Source organism: Pseudomonas asiatica, from assembly GCF_009932335.1.
GTDB lineage: Bacteria > Pseudomonadota > Gammaproteobacteria > Pseudomonadales > Pseudomonadaceae > Aquipseudomonas > Aquipseudomonas asiatica.
The window spans coordinates 2,700,278-2,723,612 of the sequence record NZ_BLJF01000001.1 but is presented as its reverse complement, the minus strand read 5'-3'; the positions used below and the strand labels follow the sequence as shown (position 1 = coordinate 2,723,612).

At 59.6% G+C, this 23,335-nt stretch carries 25 protein-coding genes; 6 read left to right on the top strand and 19 right to left on the bottom strand.

The window, feature by feature from the left end; translation table 11 throughout:
* Positions 1-106: 106 nt before the first annotated feature.
* Both GYA95_RS12565 and GYA95_RS12560 read left to right on the top strand, forming a co-directional pair.
* Positions 107-562: a nucleoside deaminase gene (locus GYA95_RS12565; protein WP_015270799.1), complete on the top strand. Its 456-nt coding sequence runs from the start codon at positions 107-109 to the stop codon at positions 560-562.
* Positions 559-1,755 (top strand): CynX/NimT family MFS transporter, encoded by a 1,197-nt coding sequence (locus tag GYA95_RS12560; protein WP_043935700.1) that lies wholly within the window; start codon positions 559-561, stop codon positions 1,753-1,755. Before GYA95_RS12565 ends, GYA95_RS12560 begins: the two co-directional genes overlap by 4 nt.
* On the opposite strand, the gene pdxR is transcribed toward GYA95_RS12560, so the two are convergent.
* The 7 genes from pdxR to glcD all read right to left on the bottom strand — a co-directional run bounded on the left by pdxR (position 1,748) and on the right by glcD (position 10,593).
* Entirely contained in the window at positions 1,748-3,181 is a 1,434-nt protein-coding gene (gene pdxR / locus GYA95_RS12555; protein ID WP_015270797.1) for a MocR-like pyridoxine biosynthesis transcription factor PdxR, read from the bottom strand. The two genes, GYA95_RS12560 and pdxR, sit on opposite strands and share 8 nt — an antisense overlap.
* 393 nt (positions 3,182-3,574) lie before the next feature.
* Positions 3,575-3,913, bottom strand: coding sequence for a hypothetical protein (locus GYA95_RS12550; RefSeq protein WP_015270796.1), 339 nt, complete (start codon positions 3,911-3,913; stop codon positions 3,575-3,577).
* A 168-nt stretch (positions 3,914-4,081) separates the two neighbouring features.
* Positions 4,082-6,253, bottom strand: coding sequence for a malate synthase G (locus tag GYA95_RS12545; RefSeq protein ID WP_015270795.1), 2,172 nt, complete (start codon positions 6,251-6,253; stop codon positions 4,082-4,084).
* Positions 6,254-6,405: 152 nt separating this feature from the next.
* Entirely contained in the window at positions 6,406-6,804 is a 399-nt protein-coding gene (locus GYA95_RS12540; RefSeq protein WP_003260918.1) for a heme-binding protein, read from the bottom strand.
* Entirely contained in the window at positions 6,797-8,032 is a 1,236-nt protein-coding gene (gene glcF / locus GYA95_RS12535; RefSeq protein ID WP_015270794.1) for a glycolate oxidase subunit GlcF, read from the bottom strand. Before glcF ends, GYA95_RS12540 begins: the two co-directional genes overlap by 8 nt.
* 9 nt (positions 8,033-8,041) lie before the next feature.
* Entirely contained in the window at positions 8,042-9,094 is a 1,053-nt protein-coding gene (gene glcE / locus GYA95_RS12530; RefSeq protein ID WP_015270793.1) for a glycolate oxidase subunit GlcE, read from the bottom strand.
* Complete coding sequence (glcD, locus tag GYA95_RS12525) at positions 9,094-10,593, bottom strand: glycolate oxidase subunit GlcD (protein ID WP_015270792.1); 1,500 nt, start codon at positions 10,591-10,593, stop codon at positions 9,094-9,096. The genes glcE and glcD overlap by 1 nt, the downstream gene beginning before the upstream one ends.
* Before the next feature lie 195 nt (positions 10,594-10,788).
* Here glcD and glcC point away from each other — a divergent pair, with 195 nt between their 5' ends.
* Entirely contained in the window at positions 10,789-11,553 is a 765-nt protein-coding gene (gene glcC / locus GYA95_RS12520) for a transcriptional regulator GlcC (RefSeq protein WP_015270791.1), read from the top strand.
* A 131-nt stretch (positions 11,554-11,684) separates the two neighbouring features.
* Here the strand turns inward: glcC and GYA95_RS12515 are convergent, their stop codons facing one another.
* Positions 11,685-12,002: a DUF2388 domain-containing protein gene (locus GYA95_RS12515; protein WP_015270790.1), complete on the bottom strand. Its 318-nt coding sequence runs from the start codon at positions 12,000-12,002 to the stop codon at positions 11,685-11,687.
* 172 nt (positions 12,003-12,174) lie between these two features.
* Between GYA95_RS12515 and GYA95_RS12510 the strand changes: the two genes are divergently transcribed.
* Positions 12,175-12,801 (top strand): glutathione S-transferase family protein, encoded by a 627-nt coding sequence (locus GYA95_RS12510; RefSeq protein WP_015270789.1) that lies wholly within the window; start codon positions 12,175-12,177, stop codon positions 12,799-12,801.
* A gap of 94 nt (positions 12,802-12,895) precedes the next feature.
* Here GYA95_RS12510 and GYA95_RS12505 read toward each other — a convergent pair whose 3' ends face one another.
* Positions 12,896-13,138: a hypothetical protein gene (locus GYA95_RS12505; protein ID WP_015270788.1), complete on the bottom strand. Its 243-nt coding sequence runs from the start codon at positions 13,136-13,138 to the stop codon at positions 12,896-12,898.
* 20 nt (positions 13,139-13,158) lie between these two features.
* Here GYA95_RS12505 and GYA95_RS12500 point away from each other — a divergent pair, with 20 nt between their 5' ends.
* The gene (locus GYA95_RS12500; protein WP_015270787.1) at positions 13,159-13,467 is read left to right on the top strand and encodes a hypothetical protein; all 309 of its coding nucleotides are present in this window, start codon (positions 13,159-13,161) and stop codon (positions 13,465-13,467) included.
* A 209-nt stretch (positions 13,468-13,676) separates the two neighbouring features.
* On the opposite strand, the gene mrdA is transcribed toward GYA95_RS12500, so the two are convergent.
* Positions 13,677-15,572 carry a penicillin-binding protein 2 gene (gene mrdA / locus GYA95_RS12495; protein WP_015270786.1) on the bottom strand — a complete coding sequence of 632 codons (1,896 nt, stop codon included), beginning with the start codon at positions 15,570-15,572 and terminating at the stop codon, positions 13,677-13,679.
* Between the two features lie 388 nt (positions 15,573-15,960).
* Here mrdA and GYA95_RS12490 point away from each other — a divergent pair.
* A protein-coding gene (locus GYA95_RS12490) for an IS5 family transposase (protein ID WP_085986357.1) occupies positions 15,961-16,817 on the top strand; the annotation gives its coding sequence in 2 pieces (ribosomal slippage) (positions 15,961-16,302 and positions 16,305-16,817; 855 coding nt in all).
* 121 nt (positions 16,818-16,938) lie between these two features.
* Here GYA95_RS12490 and GYA95_RS12485 read toward each other — a convergent pair.
* The 9 genes from GYA95_RS12485 to GYA95_RS28315 form a co-directional block, all read right to left on the bottom strand.
* On the bottom strand, positions 16,939-17,301 hold the full coding sequence (locus GYA95_RS12485; protein ID WP_015270785.1) for a hypothetical protein: 363 nt from the start codon (positions 17,299-17,301) through the stop codon (positions 16,939-16,941).
* Between the two features lie 173 nt (positions 17,302-17,474).
* Positions 17,475-17,834: a hypothetical protein gene (locus GYA95_RS12480; RefSeq protein WP_015270784.1), complete on the bottom strand. Its 360-nt coding sequence runs from the start codon at positions 17,832-17,834 to the stop codon at positions 17,475-17,477.
* A gap of 331 nt (positions 17,835-18,165) precedes the next feature.
* A complete protein-coding gene (locus tag GYA95_RS12475; RefSeq protein WP_137188576.1) occupies positions 18,166-18,528 on the bottom strand; it encodes a hypothetical protein in 363 nt (120 codons plus the stop codon).
* Between the two features lie 261 nt (positions 18,529-18,789).
* A complete protein-coding gene (locus GYA95_RS12470; protein ID WP_137188577.1) occupies positions 18,790-19,140 on the bottom strand; it encodes a DUF7668 domain-containing protein in 351 nt (116 codons plus the stop codon).
* 147 nt (positions 19,141-19,287) lie between these two features.
* Positions 19,288-19,725 (bottom strand): hypothetical protein, encoded by a 438-nt coding sequence (locus tag GYA95_RS12465; RefSeq protein WP_015270783.1) that lies wholly within the window; start codon positions 19,723-19,725, stop codon positions 19,288-19,290.
* A 121-nt stretch (positions 19,726-19,846) separates the two neighbouring features.
* On the bottom strand, positions 19,847-20,488 hold the full coding sequence (locus GYA95_RS12460; protein ID WP_144050976.1) for a hypothetical protein: 642 nt from the start codon (positions 20,486-20,488) through the stop codon (positions 19,847-19,849).
* Positions 20,489-20,533: 45 nt separating this feature from the next.
* Complete coding sequence (locus tag GYA95_RS12455; RefSeq protein ID WP_080604887.1) at positions 20,534-21,049, bottom strand: Imm15 family immunity protein; 516 nt, start codon at positions 21,047-21,049, stop codon at positions 20,534-20,536.
* Positions 21,050-21,261: 212 nt separating this feature from the next.
* Positions 21,262-21,588, bottom strand: coding sequence for a hypothetical protein (locus GYA95_RS12450; RefSeq protein WP_015270782.1), 327 nt, complete (start codon positions 21,586-21,588; stop codon positions 21,262-21,264).
* Between the two features lie 918 nt (positions 21,589-22,506).
* On the bottom strand, positions 22,507-23,334 hold the full coding sequence (locus GYA95_RS28315; protein ID WP_371035278.1) for an RHS repeat domain-containing protein: 828 nt from the start codon (positions 23,332-23,334) through the stop codon (positions 22,507-22,509).
* Between the last annotated feature and the right edge of the window lies 1 nt (position 23,335).

The window sequence follows — 23,335 nt, the reverse complement described above, 5'->3', positions numbered from 1 at the left end:
CCAATCGGCCATTTGGGAGGCCACTGACAGGCATCCAATCTCTTCATTTCTGCCAGGCCGCCGAAGCCCGGATAATGATCAGGTCTTGCAACAGGGGAACCGATTCATGTCCGAAGAACACATGCGCGAAGCGCTCGACCTGGCCCGCGCCAACATTCAGGCCGGTGGCCGGCCCTTCGGCGCCGTGCTGGTGTACCAGGGGCAGGTGCTGGCGCGTGCGGTCAACGAGATCCACAGCACCCAGGACCCGACCGCCCACGCCGAGATGCAGGCCATCCGCAAGGCCAGCCATGCCCTGGGTCAGGCACGCCTGGACGGCGCCGAAGTCTACGCCAGCGGCCACCCATGCCCGATGTGCCTGGCGGCCATGCACCTGTGCGGCATCGAGCGGGCCTGGTTTGCCTACGACAACGCCGAGGGCGAACCCTACGGCTTGTCCACCGCGGCGGTATACGCGCAGATGGCTCGCCCGCCCCAGCAACAGAGCCTGCCGCTGCGCGCCCTGAAGCCCAGCGGCGAAGCCGGTCTTTACCTTGAGTGGAAACAGGCCAACGCACAATGAGAGCGGCATTGAACCTGCTGCTGGTCATCCTGCTGGCACTGAACCTGCGGCCGATCCTGACCAGCATCGGCCCGTTGCTCGAACCCATGCGCGCAAGTACTGGCCTGGGTTACCAGCAGGCGGCCTTGCTGACGGCGTTGCCGGTGCTGTGCATGGGCCTGGTGCCCTTGCTGCAACCCTGGTTGCGGCGCTGGATCAGCGAACATGGCGGCATGCTCGCTGGCCTGTCTGCCATCGCCCTGGCCTGCCTGTGGCGCCTGCAACTGGGCAGCGCCTGGGCGCTGATTGCCAGTGCGGTGGTCGCCGGCCTGGGGGTGGCGGTAGTGCAGGGCATGATGCCGGGGCTGGTCAACCGCTGGTTTCCCGGCCGCCTGGCGGGGGCGATGGGCCTGTATTCGGCAGCGCTGATGAGCGGCGGCGGCCTGGCCGCCGTGCTTGGGCCGCACATCAGTGGCTACTTCGGCCATTGGCAGGTCGGCCTGGGCGTGTGGGCGATCCCGGCTGTGCTGGCGGTGCTGGCCTGGGCCGTGCTGCGGCCGCGCCAGGAGGCGCCGAAACTGGCCGGTGCCGCCGGCGGTCATTGGTTCGGTACGCGTCGGGCCTGGTTGCTGGCGCTGTACTTTGGCTTGATCAACGGTGGCTACACCAGCATGGTGGCCTGGTTGCCGGCCTATCACATCGAGCATGGTGGCAGCGCCCAGGGCGGTGCCGACCTGGTTGGCCTGATGACCATCTTTCAGGTGGCCGGTGCATTGGGCTTGCCGCTGTTGCTGCGGCGCTGGGCAGACCGACGCCCGGGCCTGTGGCTGGCCTTGGCGATCCAGCTGGTGGGTTTTCTCGGCCTGCTGCTGGCACCCACGCTGGCCTCGGGGCTGTGGGTGGCGATGATCGGTTTCGGTCTGGGCGCCTGCTTCAGCCAGAGCCTGACGCTGACCCTGGAGCACCTGAAGACACCTGCCGAGGCTGGCAGCCTGGCGGCGTTCGTGCAGGGCATCGGCTTCATCATCACCGGCATCGTGCCTTACGTCACCGGCTGGTTGCGCGACATGAGCGGTGATTTCCAGGCCTCGTGGACGCTGCTGACCGTGACCGTGGTGGCGATGCTGCTGGTTACCACGTGGTTCAACCCTCGCGGTTATGCCGCGGCGATTGCCCGCCCGGTAGTGGCGGGCAAGGCCGCGCCGGTCAACTGAGGCGCTGCAGGGTGTCGCGCACCCGGTCCAGCGCCGGGTCGATGTCCAGCAGCTCGATGGCGCCGAAGCCCAGCAACAGCCCCGGGCGCACTGGCGCTTCGCTGAAGAACGGCGCGAGCGAATACAGGCCGACCTCCACCTTGCGTGCGAGGTTGGCCAGCAGCTCGACATCGACCCCAGGTTTAGCCAGGGCGCTGAGGTGGAACCCGGCGCTGGCGGGGATGGCGCTGAACCACGGTGCCAAGTCGCCGCCCAGCCGCGCGAGGATGCGTTCGCGACGGGCGCTGTAGACCTCGTGGCAACGGCGGATGTGCTTGTTCAGGTGGCCTTCGCCGAGAAAGCGCGCCAGTGCCCACTGCAACAGGGTCGGGCTGTGCCAGTCGCTGAGGTGCTTGGCCACGCAGGCCGCCTTCAGCACGTCGGGCGGCAGTACGGCGTAGCCCAGGCGCAACTCGGGCAGCAAGGTCTTGGAAAAGGTCCCCACATAGGCCACCAGGCCATGGCGGTCGAGGCGCTGTAGAGCGTCTGCGGCTGGGCCGTGGTAGCGGAACTCGCAGTCGTAGTCGTCTTCGATGATCAACGCACCCAGCTCGGCGGCCCGTGCCAGCAGGGCGTGCCGGCGTGGCTCGCTCATCGGCATGCCCAGCGGGAACTGGTGCGAGGGCGTCACATAGATCAGCCGGGTGCCGTCGGCGATCTGCTCCACGCACAGCCCTTCATCGTCCACCGGTACCGATTGCAGGCGCGCACCCAGGGCCAGGAACAGTTGCCGCGCTGGCGGGTAGCCCGGGTCTTCCATGGCTACCTGGCAACCCGGCTCGACCAGTACCCGTGCGATCAGGTCCAGTGCCTGCTGGGCGCCGTTGCACACCAGCAGGTCAGCGGCGCTGCAGTGCACGCCGCGGGCATAGGCGACATGATGGGCAATGGCCTCGCGCAGCTCCGGCAGGCCCTGGGCAGGGAACTGCCGCTCGGGATGGCGCTGGCTGCGGCGCAGGGCATAGTTCAGGCAACTGCGCCACTGGTCGAACGGGAACTGCGCCTTGCTCGAGGCCCCGCCGATGAAGTCGTAACGCGACGGAGCCTCCAGCTGGCGTCGGCTCAGCACGGTGGCGCGCTGCTGCCAGCGCTCGAGCGACGCGGCACCAGCCAGGGGAATGGCGGGCGATTCGCTGCTGCGCAGCGGCTGGCGCGGGGTGACGAAGGTGCCCCGGCCGACCACGCCGCTCAGCAGGTTGTCGTAGGTCAGCCGGGAATAGGCCTCGGCCACGGTCTTGCGCGACACGCCCAGCTGCTCTGCCAGCAGGCGGCTTGGCGGCAGTTGGGTGCCGGCGGCCAGGTGGCCGCTGTCGATGCCGGCGCGCAATTGCTGGTAAAGCTGGTCGGCCAGGCCTTTGCGGCCTTCCAGGCGAATGTGCAGTTCCATGGAGCGGTCCGGAGCGGGGAAGTGCTCAGGATAGCGGATTGGTCGGGGAAGGGCATGGGGCCGCTTTGCGGCCCATCGCCGGCAAGCCAGCTCTCATAGAACAACACATGACTCATTGGTTCGGCGAGGTTCTGTAGGAGCAGCCTTGTGCTGCGAAGAGGCCGGGGCTGACAAAGCCTGTCTATTGGCTGTACCGGCCTCTTCGCAGCACAAGGCTGCTCCTACACAGGCCGCGTCAAACGAGCGATATTTGTTCTCTGCGCGAAAGCGCAGCCCAAAGGGCTGGGCAATCTCCCACAGGAACTGCACAATGCTTGAGGTCGGTGCAGTCGAGGTGGGAGCTGGCTTGCCGGCGATGGGCCGCAATGCGGCCCCCAGGCAAGCGGTAGGTAATCAGAAGCGTGCCGTACTCACCGTGATGTAGCCCTTGTCTGCCAGCGCGATACGTATCACCGTCTCGTCCGCCGGCGCCTTGCGGTTGCGCTTGATGCGAACGCCTTCCACCGCCGCCGCTTTCATATGCTCGGAGATGGCCCGCCCGTTCGGGTCGAAGAACAACTCGCTGGCCAGCAACTCGATACGCTCGATCAGTTGGCGGGAGCGTTCATCGGTAGCGCAGAAGAACATCACCCCCGACAGGTGCGGGTCGTCATCGGGGTTGTTCATGTCATGGGCCAGCAGTTCGCGCAGGGTGCTGCGCAATTCGGCAGTGGGGCGGGCGTACAGGTGCATGCGGAACCTCCTCTGGATCGCTACCTTGCGTCATCCAGTGCCGATCATGTTTTCAGAGGGCAGAGGCAACAAGTAGGACGCTTCCGAGCGCCGAATAGGAAACTTCTGAAAGTGCCGGAATACCACTTGTTTTCATGCAGTGGGGCCGCATAGCGGCCCCTGTCAGCATCAGCGCCCAACCTCCTGCTTGAAAAGCAAGCGCCAGCCATGCAGTAACGGTTCGGTATAGCCACTGGGCTGCTGCCGCCCCTTGAACACCAGCTCCCTCGCAGCGCGGAAGGCATGCGATGCCTCGAAACCGGCGGCCATCGGCCGGTACGCCGGGTCCCCGGCATTCTGCTGGTCGACCACGCCGGCCATGCGTTGCAAGGTCGCCTCGACCTGCTCGGCATCGACCACCCCGTGGTGCAGCCAGTTGGCAATGTGCTGCGCGGAAATCCGCAGGGTCGCGCGGTCTTCCATCAAGCCCACATCATGGATATCCGGCACCTTGGAACAGCCTACCCCTTGCTCGACCCAGCGCACCACGTAACCGAGGATACCCTGGCAGTTGTTGTCCAGCTCGGCCTGGATTTCGGCTGCGCTCCAGGGCCGCTCGGGGCTGACCGGGACACTGAGCAAGTCATGCAGCAACTCGGCGCGCTGGGCATTCAGGTCAACCTGTTCCAGCGTTTGCTGCACGGCCGCCACATCCACCTGGTGGTAGTGCAGCGCATGCAGTGTCGCGGCTGTGGGCGAGGGCACCCAGGCCGTGTTGGCGCCGGCCCTGGGCTGGGCGACTTTCTGTTCCAGCATGGCCGCCATCAGGTCGGGCATGGCCCACATGCCCTTGCCGATTTGCGCCTTGCCGCGCAGGCCACAGGCCAGCCCCACCAGTACGTTGCTGCGCTCGTAGGCCTGGATCCAGGCACTGCCTTTCATGTCGCCCTTGCGCAGCATGGCGCCGGCTTCCATGGCCGTGTGCATCTCGTCACCGGTGCGGTCGAGGAAGCCGGTATTGATGAACACCACCCGTGACGCGGCGCTGGCGATGCAGGCTTTGAGGTTGACGCTGGTACGCCGCTCCTCGTCCATGATGCCCATCTTCAGCGTGTGTGCGGGCAGGCCCAACAGGGCTTCGACACGGCCGAACAGCTGGTCGGCAAAGGCCACCTCGGCCGGCCCGTGCATCTTCGGCTTGACGATGTACAGGCTGCCCTCGCGGGAATTGCCACGGCGCTTGAGGTCATGCAGGCCGATCAGGCTGGTGACCACAGCATCGAGGATGCCTTCCGGGATTTCCCGGCCATCGCGGTCGTGGATGGCCGGGTTGGTCATCAGGTGGCCGACGTTGCGGATGAACAGCAGCGAGCGGCCTGGCAGGGTCAGTGGCTGGTCGTCTGCGCCGTGGTAGTGGCGGTCTTTGGCCAGGGTGCGTTCGAAGGTCTTGCCGCCCTTGCTGACCTGTTCGCTGAGGTCGCCCTTCATCAGGCCGAGCCAGTTGCGGTAGACGTTGACCTTGTCGTCGGCATCCACGGCGGCTACCGAGTCTTCGCAGTCGATGATGGTGGTGAGCGCGGCCTCCAGCAGGATGTCCTTGACCCCGGCCGGGTCCTGCCGGCCGATGGCGTTGGCCGGGTCGACCTGGATTTCGAAATGCAGCTGGTGATGCTGCAACAGGATCGCTGTTGGCGTGTTCGGCTCACCTTGGTAACCACGCAGTTGCGCGGGGTGCCTGAGGCCGACCTGGCGGCCATCGGCCAGGGTTACCTGCAGCGTGCCCTGGCTGATCGCGTAGGCCTTGGCGTCGTTGTGCGACGCACCGTCGAGGGGGGCCGCGGTGTCGAGGAACTGCCGGCCATAGGCGATCACCTTGGCGCCGCGTTGCGGGTTGTAGCCCTGGCCACGTTCGGTGCCCTCGGTTTCGGCGATGGCATCGGTGCCGTACAGGGCATCGTACAGCGAGCCCCAGCGGGCGTTGGCGGCGTTGAGGGCGTAGCGGGCGTTGCTCAGTGGCACTACCAGTTGCGGGCCGGCCTGCACGGCGATCTCGCGGTCGACGTTGCGGGTGCTGACCTGCACGCTTGCCGGGGGCTCTACAAGGTAGCCGATGCCTTGCAGGAAATGCTGGTAGGCGGCCATGTCACGGATCGGGCCGGGGTGCTGGCGGTGCCAGTTGTCGAGTTCTGTCTGCAGGTGCTCGCGTTCGGCGAGCAGGGCGCGGTTTTGTGGTGCGAGGTCGTGGATCAGGGTGCTGAAGCCTTGCCAGAAGGTGCGGGCTTCGATGCCGGTGCCGGGGAGGACCTCATCTTCGATGAAGCGCTGCAGGGTGGGGGCGATCTGGAGTGGATGGTTTGGCATTGTCTGTTCGCTCGAAGTTCAGGCTTCTGGATAAATGTTGCTTTTGCCGGCCTCTTCGCGGGTAAACCCGCTCCTACAGGTGCTGCACCCGTCTCAGGCCTTGTGAAAGCCCTGTGGGAGCGGGCAAGCCCGCGAAGAGGCCGGCACAGGATTCAGAGGGCAGCCGCCCCGGCCTTGGCCACCTGGGCATCCTGCTCGGCCTTGACCCCGGACACGCCAATCGCCCCCACCACCTGGCCATCCACCCGCAGCGGTACGCCACCTTCCAGGCTGGTCAGCAGCGGCGCGGTAACGAAAGCAGTACGGCCACCATTGACCATTTCCTCGTAATCTCGCGTCTCCTTGCGCCCCAGTGCGGCAGTGCGGGCCTTTTCCATCGCGATGTAGGCGCTGGCCGGCGCGCAGCCGTCCAGGCGCTCCAGGGCCAGCGGGTGGCCGCCGTCGTCGACCACGGCAATGGTCACGTTCCATTGTTGTGCCTGGGCTTCCTGGCGGGCGGCGGTCAGCACTTTGGCGACTTCGGCCTGGCCGATAACGGACTTGCTATGCATGGTGGTTCTCCGGGTTCAAGGCTGCTTCGACGATTTCGATCCAGTGCCGCACCGGTGTGCGCCCGGCCCCGTCGAGGTGGGCCTGGCAGCCGATGTTGGCGGTGGCGATGACTTGCGGTTTGCCGCTTTCCAGGGCGTTGAGGCGGTTGTCGCGCAGTTGTAGCGACAGCTCGGGTTGGGTCAGCGAATAGGTGCCGGCCGAGCCGCAGCACAGGTGGCCGTCCGGTACCGGGGTCAAGGTGAAGCCAAGGCGTGTCAGCAATGCCTCCACCGCACCCCCCAGCTTCAGCGCGTGCTGCAGGGTGCATGGGCAATGGAAGGCCAGGCGCTGTTCGACGCACACGCCCAGTTGCTCGACCGGCTCGTCGCGCAGCACCTCCACCAGGTCGCGGGACAGAGCGCTGACCCGTGCGGCCTTGGCGGCGTAGCGCGGGTCCTTTTCCAGCAGGTGGCCGTAATCGCGCACGAACGCGCCGCAGCCGCTGGCGGTTTGCACGATGGCCTCGGCGCCGGCTTCGATGGCAGGCCACCAGGCATCGATATTGCGCCGCGCCCGTTGCAGGCCTTGTTCCTGGGCATTGAGGTGGTAGTCCACCGCGCCACAGCAGCCCGCCTGCTGGATTGGCACCACGCTGATGCCCAGGCGGTCCAGCAGGCGTGCGGCGGCTGCGTTGGTGTTGGGCGACAGGGCCGGTTGCACACAGCCTTCCAGCATCAGCACCCGCCGCGCATGGCGCGGTGCGGGGCGTTGGCCGGGGGCGGTGACCCGCGCCGGCAGCTTGCGCTTGAGCGTGGCCGGCAGCAGCGGGCGCAGGGCCTGGCCACTGCGGGTCAGGGCCTTGAACAGCGCCGGGCGTGGCACCACTGCACGCAGGCCCTGGCGCAGCAGGCGCTGGCCGAGCGGGCGTGGCACCTGCTGTTCGACCACGGCGCGGCCAATGTCCAGCAGGTCGTGGTACTTCACCCCGGAAGGGCAGGTGGTTTCACAGTTGCGGCAGGTCAGGCAGCGATCCAGGTGCAACTGGGTGCTGGCGGTGATCGGCGCGCCTTCGAGCATCTGCTTGATCAGGTAGATGCGCCCGCGTGGGCCGTCCAGTTCATCGCCCAGCAGCTGGTAGGTGGGGCACGTGGCGGTACAGAAGCCACAGTGCACGCAGGAGCGCAGGATGCTTTCGGCCTCGTCGGCGCGGGCCAGGTGCCGGGCGGTTTCGCTCAGGTTGGTTTGCATGGTCTGGCCTCACAGGTCCGGGTACAGGCGGCCAGGGTTGAACACACCCTGGGGGTCGAGTTGCTGCTTGAGCGCTCGGTGGTAGCGCATCAGCGCGGCAGGCAGCGGTGGGCTGCTGGCAGCGCCAGGGGCATGGCAGGTGGCGTGGCCACCAACCTTGGCGACCTGCTCGCGGATGTGTTGCGCCGGTGCCGTGGACTTGAGCCAGCGCTGCGCGCCACCCCAGTCGATCAGCTGCTGGCCGGGCAAATCCAGCTCGCCGGTGGTGTTGGGCACGGACAAGCGCCACAGCGGCGCGGGGCCGGCAAAGAACGCCAGGCGCTGCTCGCGCAGGTCGCTCCAGAAGCTGCTGTCCAGTGCCTCGCCGCCCAGACGCTGGCGTGCCGACTGCACCGAGCCTTCGCCGCCTTCAAGGCGCAGGTACAGCGCGTCACTGTCATGGCAGGCCGCACTGATCGGCAGCGGCTGCTGGCCCCATTCGGCCAGCTCCGCCAGCGCCTGGTGGCGGCCCATCGGCAGGCGCAGGCTGAGGCACTGGCGCGGGCGGGGCAGCACTTTCAGCGACACCTCGGTCAGCAGCCCGAGGCAGCCGAAGCTGCCCGCCATCAGCCGCGACACGTCGTAGCCGGCAACGTTCTTCATCACTTCGCCACCAAAGCGCAACAGCTTGCCGTGGCCGGTGATCACCCGCGTGCCCAGCACATAGTCGCGCACCGACCCGGCCCACGGCCGCCTTGGGCCGGACAGCCCGGCCGCGACCATGCCACCCAGGGTGGCGTCGGGGCCCAGGTGCGGTGGTTCGCAGGGCAGCATCTGGCCAGCCTCGTGCAGCGCTGCCTCGATCTCGCGCAGCGGCGTGCCGGCGCGGGCAGTCAGCACCAGCTCGGTCGGGTCGTAGCTGACGATGCCGCGGTGGCTGCGGGTGTCGAGTACCTCGCCGGCCACCGGGCAGCCGAGCATGGCCTTGCTGTTGCCACCCTGGATACGCAGCGGCGTGGCCTGGTTCAGCGCCTGGTTGACCTGCTCCAGCAGGGCCTGGCTGATGTCGCGGTCCATGCTCATCAGAAACGCTCCAGTTCGGGAAAGGGCAGTTGCCCATGGTGCACGTGCATGGCGCCAAATTCGGCGCAGCGGTGCAGGGTGGGGATGTTCTTGCCGGGGTTGAGCAGGCCTTGCGGGTCGAAGGCGGCCTTGATCGCATGGAACAGGGTGATTTCGTCGCTGTTGAACTGTGCGCACATCTGGTTGATCTTCTCGCGCCCCACGCCGTGTTCGCCGGTGATGCTGCCGCCTACGGCCACGCACAGCTCGAGGATCTTGCCGCCGATGGCTTCGGCACGTTCCAGCTCGCCTGGCAGGTTGGCATCGAACAGGATCAGCGGGTGCATGTTGCCGTCGCCGGCATGGAACACGTTGGCCACGCGCAGGCCGTATTCGGCGGACAGGTCGCTGATGCCCTTGAGCACCCGTGGCAGTTCGCGGCGCGGGATGGTGCCGTCCATGCAGTAGTAGTCCGGGGAGATGCGCCCCACCGCCGGGAAGGCGTTCTTGCGCCCGGCCCAGAAGCGCACGCGCTCGGCCTCGTCGCAGGCCAGCCGCACATCACGCGCACCGGCCTGGGCCAGCACGGCGGCGACCCGTTCGCAGTCATCGTGCACATCGGCTTCGACGCCATCCAGTTCGCACAGCAGGATGGCCGCAGCGTCAACCGGGTAGCCGGCGTGGATGAAGTCCTCGGCAGCGCGGATCGCCAGGTTGTCCATCATCTCCAGGCCGCCGGGGATGATCCCGGCAGCGATGATCTCGGCCACTGCCCGGCCGGCGTCCTCGACGCTGTCGAAGCTGGCCAGCAGCACCCGTGCCACCTGGGGCTTGGGCAGCAGCTTGACGGTGACTTCGGTGACGATGCCGAGCATGCCTTCGGAGCCGGTGAACAGTGCCAGCAGGTCGAAACCGGGGCTGTCCAGGGCATCGCTGCCAAGGGTCAGGCGTTCGCCCTCGACCGTGAGGATTTCCACCTTGAGCAGGTTGTGCACGGTCAGGCCGTACTTCAGGCAGTGCACGCCACCGGCATTCTCCGCGACATTGCCGCCGATGGAGCAGGCTATCTGCGAGGACGGGTCCGGCGCATAGTACAGGCCGTAGGGCGCGGCCGCCTGGGAGATGGCCAGGTTGCGCACGCCGGGCTGCACACGGGCGAAGCGGCCCTGCGGGTTGACTTCGAGAATGCGGTTGAACCGCGCCATCACCAGCAGGATGCCTTTGGCCAGTGGCAGGGCGCCGCCCGACAGGCCGGTACCGGCGCCGCGTGCCACCACCGGCATGCCACGCTGGTGGCAAAGCCTGAGCAGCGCCTGCACCTGCTCCAGGCGCTCGGGCAGCACCACCAGCAGCGGCACCGTGCGGTAGGCTGAGAGGCCGTCGCATTCATAGGGCTTGAGGTCTTCCTCGCGGTGCAGGATCTCGAGGTCCGGCAGGGCAGCGCGCAGCGCTTGCAGCAGCGCCCCCTGGTCCACGTCGGGCAGCGCGCCATCGACGCGTTCGTCATACAGGATATTCATCGGCTCACTCGGCAACGGTTTTTGTTGTTGTTGGCAAAGCGCTCACCCTTGCAGCCTGCGCGTGGCAGCCGCCGCGGTCGAGCACGGGGTGAACTGGTCCTACCAGTTTTTGCGACGGGTACTGGTTATTGACGGCTTTGCCCGGCTAGATTGAAGCAGGTGGTCGAAGTGGTCCTACCAGCAGGAGGGTACGCAGTGGGTACTGAAGGCAAGGCCAAGGTCGCCGACCAGGTGGCCGAACGGGTCGAGCGGCTGATCGTCGAAGGCGTGCTCAAGGTGGGCCAGGCCCTGCCGTCGGAGCGGCGCCTGGTGGACAAGCTGGGCTGCTCGCGCTCGGCGCTGCGTGAGGGCCTGCGCATCCTGCGCGGGCGCGGCATCATCGACACCGAGCAGGGGCGCGGCTCGTTCGTCGCCGACCTGACGGGCCATGCGGGTGCCACGCCGTTGATGCACCTGTTCGGCTCGCAGCCGCGCACGCTGTTCGACCTGCTGGAAGTGCGGGCGTTGCTGGAAGCCGAGTCGGCGCGCCTGGCGGCACTGCGGGCCACCGAGGTCGACCGTTTGTTGATCCGCCGGCGTTATGAAGAAATGCTGGCTGCGCACGAAGCCCCAGAAGCGATGGATGCCCGTGAACATGCCCGCCGCGACCATGCCTTTCACAGGGCGATCAGCGAGGCTTCGCACAACCCGGTGCTGGTGCATACCTTGCAATCGCTCAGTGACCTGACCTTGAGCACGGTGTTCGCCTCGGTCAACAACTTGTATTGCCGGCCGGCGCAGAAGCGCCAGATCGACCGCCAGCATGCGCGGTTGTATCACGCGGTGATGGAGCAGTTGCCCGAGCAGGCGCAGCGCGCGGCGCGCGAGCATATCAACGGGATCCGCGACAGTTTGCGGGAGATCGAGCAGGAAGAGCAGCGGCTGGTAAGGGCTACCATGCGCATGGATGGCTGGGGGTGAATGTATGCCTGCACAGGCCTCTTCGCGGGCTTGCCCGCTCCTACAGGGACGGCACCGGGTCTGATGCCTGTGCAGTACTTGTGGGAGCGGGCAAGCCCGCGAAGAGGCCTGTGCAGGATTAGCTCAATCAATCAATGATCGGCTATGCGGTCATCCTGCGAGAGGAGGGCCCGGGCCAGCTCTTCATCATTGGCCTGCAGGCCTGGGTTGTCCTTGCGGGCCTGTTCCAGCGCCGACTCCACATAGGCGCCACGGATTGCACCACCGCTGGCGACGAAGGCCGAAAGCTCGTCACGCGCCGGGATGATCCGTTTGTCGTCCTTGAAGGTCGAGTAAAGCGAAGCGGAAACACCGGCCGAGGTTGCGACGTCGCCTGCGTCGACGTCAGCCAGGGCAGCACCGGCAGGCAGCAGGAGCAGCAGCGCAGGGGCGAGGAGTAGGTGGCGCATGGTGTGTTCTCCAGTAGCGTGAAGCCCAAGTAATTGAACCACTCAGTGATTAAGAAAGCGCAGGTGGGGTGGTAGTTCCCTTCGTATCGGAAACAGGCATTGACCCTGTCCAGCCAGGCGTGATCTGCTCGGGCTGCTGGCCCAATCATTTCAATGGATGAAGGTTCTCCCCATGCCCGACTACAAGCTGCATTGCTTCGCCGAATCCGGTAACGCCTACAAGGCCGCCCTGATGCTTGAACTCACAGGCCAGGACTGGCAGCCGGTGTTCGTCGATTTCTTCAATGGCCAGACTCGCGAACAAGCCTGGCGCGACGACGTGAACGAACAGGGCGAGGTGCCGGTGCTGGAACACGCCGGCAAATCCTTTACCCAGTCTGCGCTGATCCTCGACTACCTCGCGGAGAAAACCGGGCAGTTCGGCCCCCGCGACGAAGACGAAAAGCGCGAGATCTGGCGCTGGATGCTGTTCGATAACCATAAGTTCACCAGCTACTACGCGGCGCTGCGTTTTCTTTTCTGCCTGAAGAAAACCGGTGAAACGGATGTGACCCGGTTCCTGCGTGAACGTGCCATGGCGGCTTACCGTATCGTCGACGCGCACCTGGCGAAGACACCGTTCATGGTCGGTGGCCGGCTGACGATCGCTGACCTGTCGCTGGCCGGGTATGTGTTCATGCCGGAGGACACTGGCATTGCGTTGGCGCAGTTCACCCACATCGAGGCATGGAAAGCGCGAATCCAGGCGTTGCCAGGGTGGAAGCACCCGTATGAACTGATGCCTCGCGCGGCATCCTGAGCAATCCGGCTCGCCGGGCCATGGTGCAGTGGGCCTTTGGCGAGCCAGCCATTCTGATGGCCGGTCGGTGACAAGCGCAGCGGCGTGGCTACGCTCAAAAATCAAGAAACATCCCGAAATATTTGGCCGGCAGGCCCTGAAGGATCTCGTTCAACCGCTGCAGATGGAAGGCCGCGCTGGTTAGCAAGTCGCCCCATGGGGGGCCGGAAATCACAGGGTTCATCGTGCAACCCGGTGCTACTCCAAGCGGAGACATCATGATGCTCAGGAAATGCTTGTTGGCTTTGGCTATCGGTGCAGTGTTGTCGGCTTCGGCCGTGTTGGTGCCGGACTCCATTGGCGGTACCTCCAGCGCGTATGCGAAGGATGGTGGCGGCGGCGGTAGTGGTGGTGGCGGTGGCCATGGCGGCGGAGGTGGTGGTAGTGGTGGTGGCCATGGTGGCGGCGGTGGTAGTGGCGGCGGCGGTGGCCATGGCGGTGGAGGTGGCGGTAGCGGCGGTGGTGGCTCGGGTGGTGGCCACGGCGGCAGTGGCAGCGGGCACAGTGGCGATGGTGGTGGGCATGATGGCAGCGGGCGCAATGGTGCAGATGATGGTGCCGACCACGAGGCCAACCACGAAGCCAATCATGAGGCGAATCACGATGTGGGCGAGCCCCACGGTGTAGGGCATGGCGCCGACGATGGGGCTGAGCATGACGTTGGGGACGATCGCGGAGGCGACCGGAACTAGCAATTTGGGTGTCTGTGTCGGCCTCTTCGCGGGCACGCCCGCTCCCACAGGTATCGCGCCGCTTTCAAGGTTGGCGCAGCACCTGTGGGAGCGGGCGTGCCCGCGAAGAGGCCCGAACAGGCCATAGAGCGGCTTCCAGCGGTCTCAAGCATGCGGCACGCTCCGAGGCACTACCCCACCCGCATACTCCGGCTTCAGATGCCCCTGCTCATCCAGCAGATAGGCATCCATCACCTCCCGCACCACCGGCCCTGCCACCCGGCCGCCGGCTTCACCGTTCTCGATCATCACCGCCACCACCACACTCGGGTGATCAGCCGGGGCAAAGCCGACGAACAGGGCATTGTCGCGGTGCCGCTCCAGGGTCTTGTCGCGGTTGTAGCGTTCGCCCTGCTTAATCGCCACCACCTGCGCGGTGCCGCTCTTGCCGGCAATCCGGTATTGCGCACCGGCCGCGGCAGCGCGGGCGATGCCGCGCGGGTCGTGCATGACCATCTGCATGCCCTGGCTGACCTGGTCCCAGGCGTGCCTGTCGTGCAGCACGATATTGGGCATCGGGTTGGGGTCCACCGGCGCATCGCCACCCACGGTCATGGCCAGGTGCGGGCGGTGCCACACGCCCTTGCTCGCCAGCAGGCTGGTGGCCTGGGCCAGCTGCAGCGGGGTGACCTGCATGTAGCCCTGGCCGATGCCCAGGATCAGCGTCTCGCCCGGGAACCAGGCCTGGCGCCGGGTGGCGCGCTTCCACTCGGCCGACGGCATCAGCCCGGACGCTTCCTCGAACATGTCCAGCGACACCTTCTGGCCCAGGCCGAACTCGGCCATGTAGTCGTGCAGGCGGTCGATGCCCAGCTTGTGCGCCAGGTCATAGAAGTAGGTGTCGTTGGAACGCATGATGGCGGTGTACATATCCACCCAGCCATCGCCGCTGCGGTTCCAGTTGCGGTACTTGTGGTCGTAGTTGGGCAGCTCGTAGTAGCCCGGGTCGAACACCCGGCTGCCCGGGGTGATCACGCCGCTGTCGAGGCCGGCGATGGCCACCTCCGGCTTCACCGTCGAACCGGGGGCATACAGGCCGCGCAGCACGCGGTTGAACAGCGGGCGGTCGATGGAATCGCGCAGGGCGGCGTATTGTTTGAAGCTGATGCCCTTGACGAACAGGTTGGGGTCGAAGCTGGGGTTGCTGACCATCGCCAGCACGTCGCCATTGGCCGGGTCGAGCACCACCACCGAGCCGCGGCGGTCGCCCAGGGCCTTTTCCGCGGCCAGTTGCAGGTGGGCGTCCAGGGTCAGGACGATGTCCTGGCCCGGGGTCGGGGCCTTGTGGTTGAGCACACGCATCACCCGGCCCTGGGCGTTGGTCTCGACCTCCTCGTAGCCCACGTGGCCATGCAGCTGGCTTTCGTAGAAGTGCTCGATGCCGGTCTTGCCGATCGACTGGGTGCCCCGGTATTCGGTGCTGTCGAGGGTCTTGGCCTCTTTCTCGTTGATGCGCCCCACATAGCCCACCGAGTGGGCGAAATGCTCGGCCAGCGGGTACTCGCGGATGAACTGTGGTTCCACCTCCAGGCCTGGCAGGCGGAACTGGTTCACCGCCACCAGGGCGATCTGCTCTTCGCTCAGGCCGACCATCAGGGTCACCGGCTCGAACGGCTTGCGGCCACGGCGCAGGTCCTTGTCGAACTGCTTGCGGTCGTCGTCGGTCAGGCTCAGCACCTGGGCCAGGGTATCGAGCACCTTGGCCGTGTCTCCGCCGGCCCGCTCGCGGGTCATGGTCAGGTCGAAGCTGGGCTTGTTGTCGGCCAGCACCACGCCGTTGCGGTCGTAGATCAGCCCGCGCTCGGGGGCGATGGGCAGCACGTGCACGCGGTTGTTTTCCGATACGGCGGTCTGCTGGTCGTGTTGCAGCACCTGCAGCACATAGAGCCGGCCCACCAGGACGGCGACCAGGCTGAAGACCAGGGCGGCGCAGGCCAGAAGCCGGCGGTTGACCAGGTGCTTTTCCTTTTCGTGGTCCTTGAGGGGTATGGGTTGCGGCATCGGGGTTCTGTCTGCTGATGGTGTGGCTGGGTGAGGTGTGAGCGCTTTGGGCTCGCGCCTGTGGGAGCGGGCGTGCCCGCGAATGGGCCGCGCAGCGGCCCCGGGGGGCGGTGATGCTACGCAAGGTAGTGAGCCCCCTCAAGGTGAAGGCCTGCGGCTGCAGAGGCGAAGAGGGCTGCCACGCCCGCAATCAGGGCGCTCGCCAGCAAAATGAAGATTTGTTCATGGCGGCAGTGCGTTGGTGGGGTTGGCTGAAAGCCGGACGTGATGGAGCGGAGGTATTGGTCAAGCGCTAGGCTCTGTACGAAATCCCGAGAAACCCGATCGCTGCCCCTTGAACGCTGAGATTTTGTAGAGTCATCCGCCATCTACGGAAAGGAATTCTGTGATGGCTAAGCGTTACGAACTCTCGGATGAGGCTTGGGCTTTGGTTGCCGATCTCTTCACTGAAACCCATGGTCGGGGGCGGCCCCGCCTGAGTGATCGGCTGATGCTCGATGGCGTGCTCTGGGTGCTCTGCTCGGGTGCTGCGTGGCGAGATATGCCGGAGCGATTTGGCCCGTGGTCAACGGTGTATCAACGGTTCCGGGACTGGCGAAACCAGGGGACGTTCGATCAGATGCTCAAACGCTTGCACCTGAAATTGAATGAGCAAGGCTTGATCGATTTGCAAACCTGGATGATCGACTCAACTGCTGTACGCGCAACCCGAGCCTCTTCTGGCGCCGGGAAAAAAGGGGGCCTGACGAGCCTGCCGATCACGCTCTAGGCCGCAGTCGCGGCGGCCTGACAACCAAGATCCACATGCTCTGCGACGCCAACGGAACACCGTTGCGCTTCCTTCTCTCTGGCGGTCAAGCCAGTGACATCAGCTACGCCCAGCCACTGCTGGACGAAGTCAGCATTCCATCAAGCCAACGAGGTCGTCCGCGCAAGCGCTGCAAATGGCTGCTTGCTGACAAAGGCTACGATGCCGAAGCGCTGCGCCGCTACTGCGACCAGTACCGCATGCAACCCGTCATCCCGATGCGCTCAATGAAGCGCAAACCCAAGCCTGGCTTACCCAGATTGTTTGATCGGCCCAAATATCGACAGCGCAACATCATCGAGCGCATGTTTGGCTGGCTGAAAGAGAACCGCCGCATCGTGACGCGCTTCGACAAGCTCGCGAAAAGCTATGCCGCCATGGTCTCACTGGCTTGTTCCATGCGGTGTCTGCGACATCTCTTTTCGTACAGAGCCTAGAAAGCTTGTGCGTGCCTCTGCGGGAGAAACTGTCGGGCGCAATGAGGGAGATTGCCCAGCCCATTTGGGCTGCGCTGTCGCGCAGAGCACAAGGCTGCTCCTACAGGCCGGTGGTCTTAGGTCATCGAACTAAGAAAAATTCAGCGTATTGAATGGCTTCGGCGTCCTCTGTATAGGTAATGGTGAATACTATTTGATTTTCCATTATTTGCAGGTTTTCAATGCTGATTTTTCTGTTGCTCAAGGTTGCTGCGTAGAATGCGAGTGCTTGTATTTGCCGCTCTAATTGATCTGCGTGTGTAAGCAATAGTTTATTTGCAGTCTGTTCTAGGTCGGAAAAATATTTTTCATATTTTTTATAGTGCTGAGTTGGGAGAAATGTCCCGGAAATGACTTTCTCGGCTATAGCAGGGTTCTCAGCGCTACCAATGCACATGTTCTGAGTGTCCATGATTTTAATAGCATTCGGCTTCGTTATGGGCATTTCGTAGTTTCTCCTAATGCGCTCGCTAGTTTTTCTAGGTTTCTATCGCTGAAAATATTTACTCCGTCAGGATGAATTTGGCACCTGCTGAAGAGTGTTTCAGGTTATTTTTTAATGAGCAAAAAAATATCGGTGTAGTTGTCGTTGGTTAGGTTTTTAGTTTTTTGAGGTTGTCATTCTTTTTGTTCGGCGATCCATGAGGAAATGTCCTGCTGCGCTAGGCTGATATCTGAAATCTTCATGACCAAACAAAGCTCTTCGAAATCGTCAATTGAGTTGTGGTTTATAGCGTATTCGCTGACATCTTCAGTGATGACAACTATCAAGATGTTTCCTGTTCTTGTGTTCTTTGCTGAAAATATCGGATTTGCATCCATGAATGGAGTGCCGTCGGCAAAATGAGCGCTGTAATGAGGGCTCGTAAAGTCTTTGGCTATAGAGCGCCGCTTCTGAAGTTCGTTGTTGAAAATTTCAAAAAAATACTCTTCTAGTTGCTTGTAGCTTTCTGGGTTTGTTAGATAGTCTGTGTACATTTCATTGCTCCGTGTAAGCCTTGTCTGATCTAATCTCGATGTCGACACGGTCGTAAGATTTTTGAGCGGTTGATTTGGATGTACAACTCTCTTGCAATTTCGGAGATAAAGATGTAGAGGCAGTTACTTCTGGCAGAGTAGAGTGTTGCCGTAGCAATCCTTTGTATTACTTAGTCAGTGCTGGCAAAGAAATTGCGTTTTGTTCCAATATCTGCATTGCCTTATCTAGAAGTATCAATGGTAGACCTGTCTGGGCACCGTACAGGTCAACGAGGATGATTTGTTTTCTAGCGTGGCAAGAATTTCAGCTCTATTCATGATGGTTGCACCATCAGGTCGGATTATTTCTTGATCTAATTTCCTTCAAGTGTTTTTGCAGTGCTCTTAAGTCTGGCGGGTTTTTTCTTGCGCTCTGTGAACTCACCCAAGAAGAAACTTTTGACTTTATGAGTTCTATCCCTTCTTGCGTGAAGTCACTCATTCGAAGTTCGGTGTCGATAAATTTGTTTTCCTGGTCGAGTATGGTTTTAGTTAGTAGGCCTTCCTCTAGAAAGAAGAGCCGCAGGGTCGTTAAAAGTCGTATGGCTATTTCTTGGCTTGGCAGGTCCGGGACAAGCTCATTGTGTTCATTGAAGGTCTGATACCGTTGAACTTCAGATTTGATGGTGCCCCAAATTAGTGGATCTTTCGTCATTTTATGGTTCTCTGATAATTTTTAGAGGGCCCTGTTTAGGTACTAGGTTTTCGAATGCCGGCGTGTCGCCTTCCCACACATATCAGGTGAGCCACCGTTGGCATCGATGATAGCGATGGGCAGGTTATCGCTGTTGTAGGTGTAATGTGCCTTGTTTTTCAAACTTTATTAGCCAATGTGTGAGTTTTTAAAGATCAGTACTATCTCGTATTCTCTAAGTACTATCCGGCGATCGCGAGAAGCAAAGCCGTTTGATGCTTGTCAAAGTACATGTATATTGTCGAGCTCTACGGTCAACTCTCCGGATGGAGTAGCGATCATTGTGAGCTCTAACGTAAGGTCCGATTTGCCTTCGGCTTTAGACCATAGAGGGCAGGTGACGGACCATGCCTTAGGTATTGAGTTTATAATTTCTATAATAATTGCAGATGTTAATTCGCTCCAGGGTACTGGTATCAGTGTTTCTCCGTATTCTTCAATGGCATGTTCTATTTCTTCAGCATTGAGTCTGACTCCATTGCACATGTTTGATAATGACTCATAGTCCGCCGATGCAAGCAGGTCGGTGATATCGTGTAATTTTTTAATGATTAGTTTGTGTTCTACGTGCATTTTGAATATTCATCTGTGCGTGTAAATTCGAATGCAATCATGGTTGCTCGCTTCTGAAGTTTCCGCCTCAGGTAATTTCTTCAAAGTCGTGTGTGACCTCTATCGGTGTCGTCAACTGATCTACCTTAGCGCCGTTTAATTAAATACTCATAGTGGGGGGTAGTGGTTATGTATGTAGTCTATTGAGGCAAAGATGGAGAGATCAGCAGAGATAAATCTAATTTCATCACTGTGGTTCTCGTCAAAGCTGTATTTTATATTTAATTCACAATTGTTTTTTGTAAGTATTGCTCCGCAATATCTCCAGTCGTCATCAATTAGTATGTAGCATTCTTGTTGGAGTAATTCATTTTTGATGTGGTTAAAGAAATCGGCGGTGGAGGAGAAGTCTTCATTGGTAGATGAAGGCCAGTGTGTTGCCCCGATTGCTCGGATCAACTTGTCAGTTTCTTGTAGATCTAGTTGCGTGGTGCAATTTTTTGCGTTTGAGATCAGGTTCTCCATTTTTGACCTGAACTTATCTAGGTGCTTACTTTTCTGTGCTTTTCTGTAAAGCAATTCTTTTTTATAGTTATCGACTTTCATTGGTGGCACTCCTTTGCATAAAGTGCTTTGCCTTTTCATGCTGAATACGTGGGTGCTCGTGCTTACCCGTTCCTGCCTACCAGTGAGCTTTATCTAGGTGGCAACTCGATTGTTCGCGAATTTAACTGAATATTTTATTTATGAGTTCCGGGTTGCCCAAGGCGATTGCACCTCCTTCAGGGTCATCAAACTCTCCGACAGGAAGTATAAGAATATTTGTGCTATTCTCGCTTGTAGGCAATAATTCAAGTGGGTTCCTATGGCTATTGTATTTCCATCCACGTTCAAGAAGATTTTTTATGGTTTCTCTGTTGTCTGATATTAATAGGTGGAACTTTGGTCTAAGTTGTAATATGTGTGCGATTTTAGAAAAGTCAGGATTGAAGATTTGTACAGATCCAAAAAATTGGACGTTATCATCTTCGCGTAATTGAAACTCCTCGGAGCGTATTCCCGATGGGATACTGACTCCGTTTTTTTGCAACCCTTTCCAAAGTCCATAGTATTCAATTATTTTGTTGGACTTCACCATTCCTCCGTTACTTGCTAACAACCAAGCTTCGTGTGCGGGGCATGTCTCAATTATCCGCTTGTAAAGTTTTTTCATTGCTGTGGCGTGAGCCAGCGTTAGAGGTGTTAGATGATGGAGTGAGAGTGCCCCGGACAATACAATGTTGGAGCGTGTTTGGTCTGCTTTTAAATTGAAAATTTCATTTTCAAGAAAAACATTTGTAGCGATGTCAAATTCTTTTTTAGTTGTCATGGTGGTGTTTCCATCGTCGAAGTGAGGTGAGGCCTGTTTAAGGTGTTAATTTAGAATCGCATAAACTCTGACAATGTCCTCATTGCAGGTAGGATCAAAAAAACGGCTTTCATAAAATGTGAATAACGGGCTAAGTCCACATGACTCGAACTGCCCTTGAACCAATTTTGTTTCCAATGATGCGTCTGATTTTTGTTTTGACTTAAATTTATTTGAAAAGTCATCCATTGTGGAGTTTGAGTTAACAAAAAAATTAGGTATTGGAGGTTCGGTTCTGCTTGAAAAGTCAAAGTTCGTGTAGGAGATAGCCAGAAAGCGCTCCCTGAGGTCGTAGCCTTTGTTTCGCATATGTAGTAATGCAGAGTTGAGTACAAAGAATGCTGTGCTTATAAGGATGTTTGAGGCTTCGATTTCCTTTAAGTCAGCCCCTAGCTTTACTAGTTTTATGTATCTTGAGATCAGTGGGAATTCTTCGAATGTTTCGTAAGTATCCAGAAATACATCGAGATCAATGTAAGGCTCATTCTCTACTAAAGTATCAAACGTTTTTCGTATGTTCATTTTTAATGCTCCATCCGTGATCGTTTAACTGGTCGCCATGGCTTTTCACCAGGCAACCCATGGCGTCGAATTCGAAGCGGGTGATGCGGTCGCCATCGATACGAAGGGTGGGCTGGTTGCTGCTTTGATCGTAGAGGATCGGTGACCTGCTTGTCGAAGCCGGTTCCCATAATCAATCGCCCGGCTTTGAAAGGAAACGCTCTACGTATTCATCAGATGTTTCTTACGCGAAAGGCCTGTTTCAACGAGACTTCATCGTCTTCGTCTCCATCCTCAAGGCACCTAAATTTCGCATCGGACAAAAATGTTGAAAATAAGCCATATAAATAGGGGGTGGGGAACAAAATCTCTAACCATGCACGTGTGTCGTCGCATTTTTGGAGTCTCGCATCATAGCTGCCAATCGAGTTGAATTTAGGGTCTTTTATATGAATCTCGTAATCGCTTCTTTTGGTGCATGCTCCGCTCTCTAACAGTTTGTCAAATAAATTCTGCAATGTTTTAGGTTCTTCAAAAACAAGTTTGTATTCGTAGCTCATGATCCGTGTGGCCTTCCTCGTACAATTGGTAGGTCTGCTGGGTTGCATATGCCGAAATAGGGCTGATTCGGGTCTGGGGAGGTGAACCCATGGTCATTAAGTTGGTTGCCCCCAAGATCTTCTTTGTGAATGTGTGCGTTATTTCCAGATTCATAAGCGCATGGACATTTGTTTTCATATTTATGGATTCTAACTTCCGAGCCGTCAAGGTGTCTCCAGGTCTCATTAATGCCATTATCTTTCGTCCTCAAGAAGCTAGCTTGAGTTAGTTTTGAACCGGCTTTGACTACACTGTGCCCTTTCATTTTTGGTAGGTCGGATACAGCGGAAAGGCCTAGAGGGTCTACCCATAGTGCAGCGCGGTCCCAATATCAAAATACTGCCCTTGAAAGCGTAGCGGATTACGAATCTCCGCCCACTTCGCCCCGTCACTCCGCTGCTCCACCGCCAAACCAGTCCACCCGCCGCATCGATGGCGACCGCAATTTCAAACTGCTAGTGATTGTTTATATGAACGAGTGATAGGCCTCTATTCGTTCGTATTCAAGCCTTGAGGTGGTATTTGTTGCGAGATCGTTATGCTTCTACCTTTTTGGAATGATGGTGTGCGCTGGAAAAGCGCAAAAAATAGCTCGTTTATGTATTCCTCCTTGTTGTCTACTTCATCTAAAGGTATTTCGTGCGGTATTAGATCTCGCCAGTAATCTTCGTAGCTCCGCATAGAGATTACGTGCTCGAGGCAATCTGAAATATTTTTAGCGGCATTTGGTCCAAATGTTTTCAATAGTGTACTCATTAGTTGAAAGAGTCTAGTCCTGTCTTTCTTGTTATTTATTTCGAAGTTGCTAATTTCCTCGTCTGTCATCGAGATTAGTGGATAATACAAATAGTGAATGTAGTTTATGTTTGCGATTTTCATTAGAGTTTTGGGTACGCTGTTAGTAGTTGGTTGTTTTTGCGAACTATGACGGCTCTTGAGGTCTCTTCACGATTACCGCCACCCGCACGGTAACCCTCGCCAATAATGCGATTCATATTTAGCATGGTGCTGTTGCTTCCAGTAGAATTCATCTTGGCGTTGCCGCGTTGTATTGCATCCAGTTGATCAATGTTGCTCAAGAAACGTGTCGAGTCTGTCGGTTTTGGGTTTTTGATACAGGGGCAATCAGGTGGTATGCCTGTGAGCGCTCGATGCTCTTGTTGAGCCAATGTAGTTCCTGCGCCGTGTCGAGAATTAGCGTGTCCTCCTCCTTTACTATCAATCTCTTGAAGTATAGCTCCAGCGCGTCTGTTTGCTCTGTTGCCTGCCAAGCCAAACGGATCTATCCATTCGATAGGGTTTGAGGCATATGCGTAAGTGTTTAGTCCGCCAATAAAACTAATGGGATCTCTAACAATAAAACGACCAATTTCAGGTGCGTAATACCGATACCGGTTATAATGCAGCCCCGTCTCAACATCCCAATACTGCCCCTGAAAGCGTAGCGGATTACGAATCTCCGCCCACTTCGCCCCGTCACTCCGCTGCTCCTCCGCCAAACCCCAGGCCTTGTACCTCCCGCTCCAGGCAATCTCCCCATCTTCACCGGTCAACTCCATCGGCGTCCCTAGCTGATCGCACTGGTACCAAGCCATTGCATCAAACGCTTTCGGCATCGGCTTATGCAGCCACACCGGATCCTTGTCGATGTCATACGGGAACACATACACCGGCTGGCGCAACAACTCGACGACATGGTTGGACACC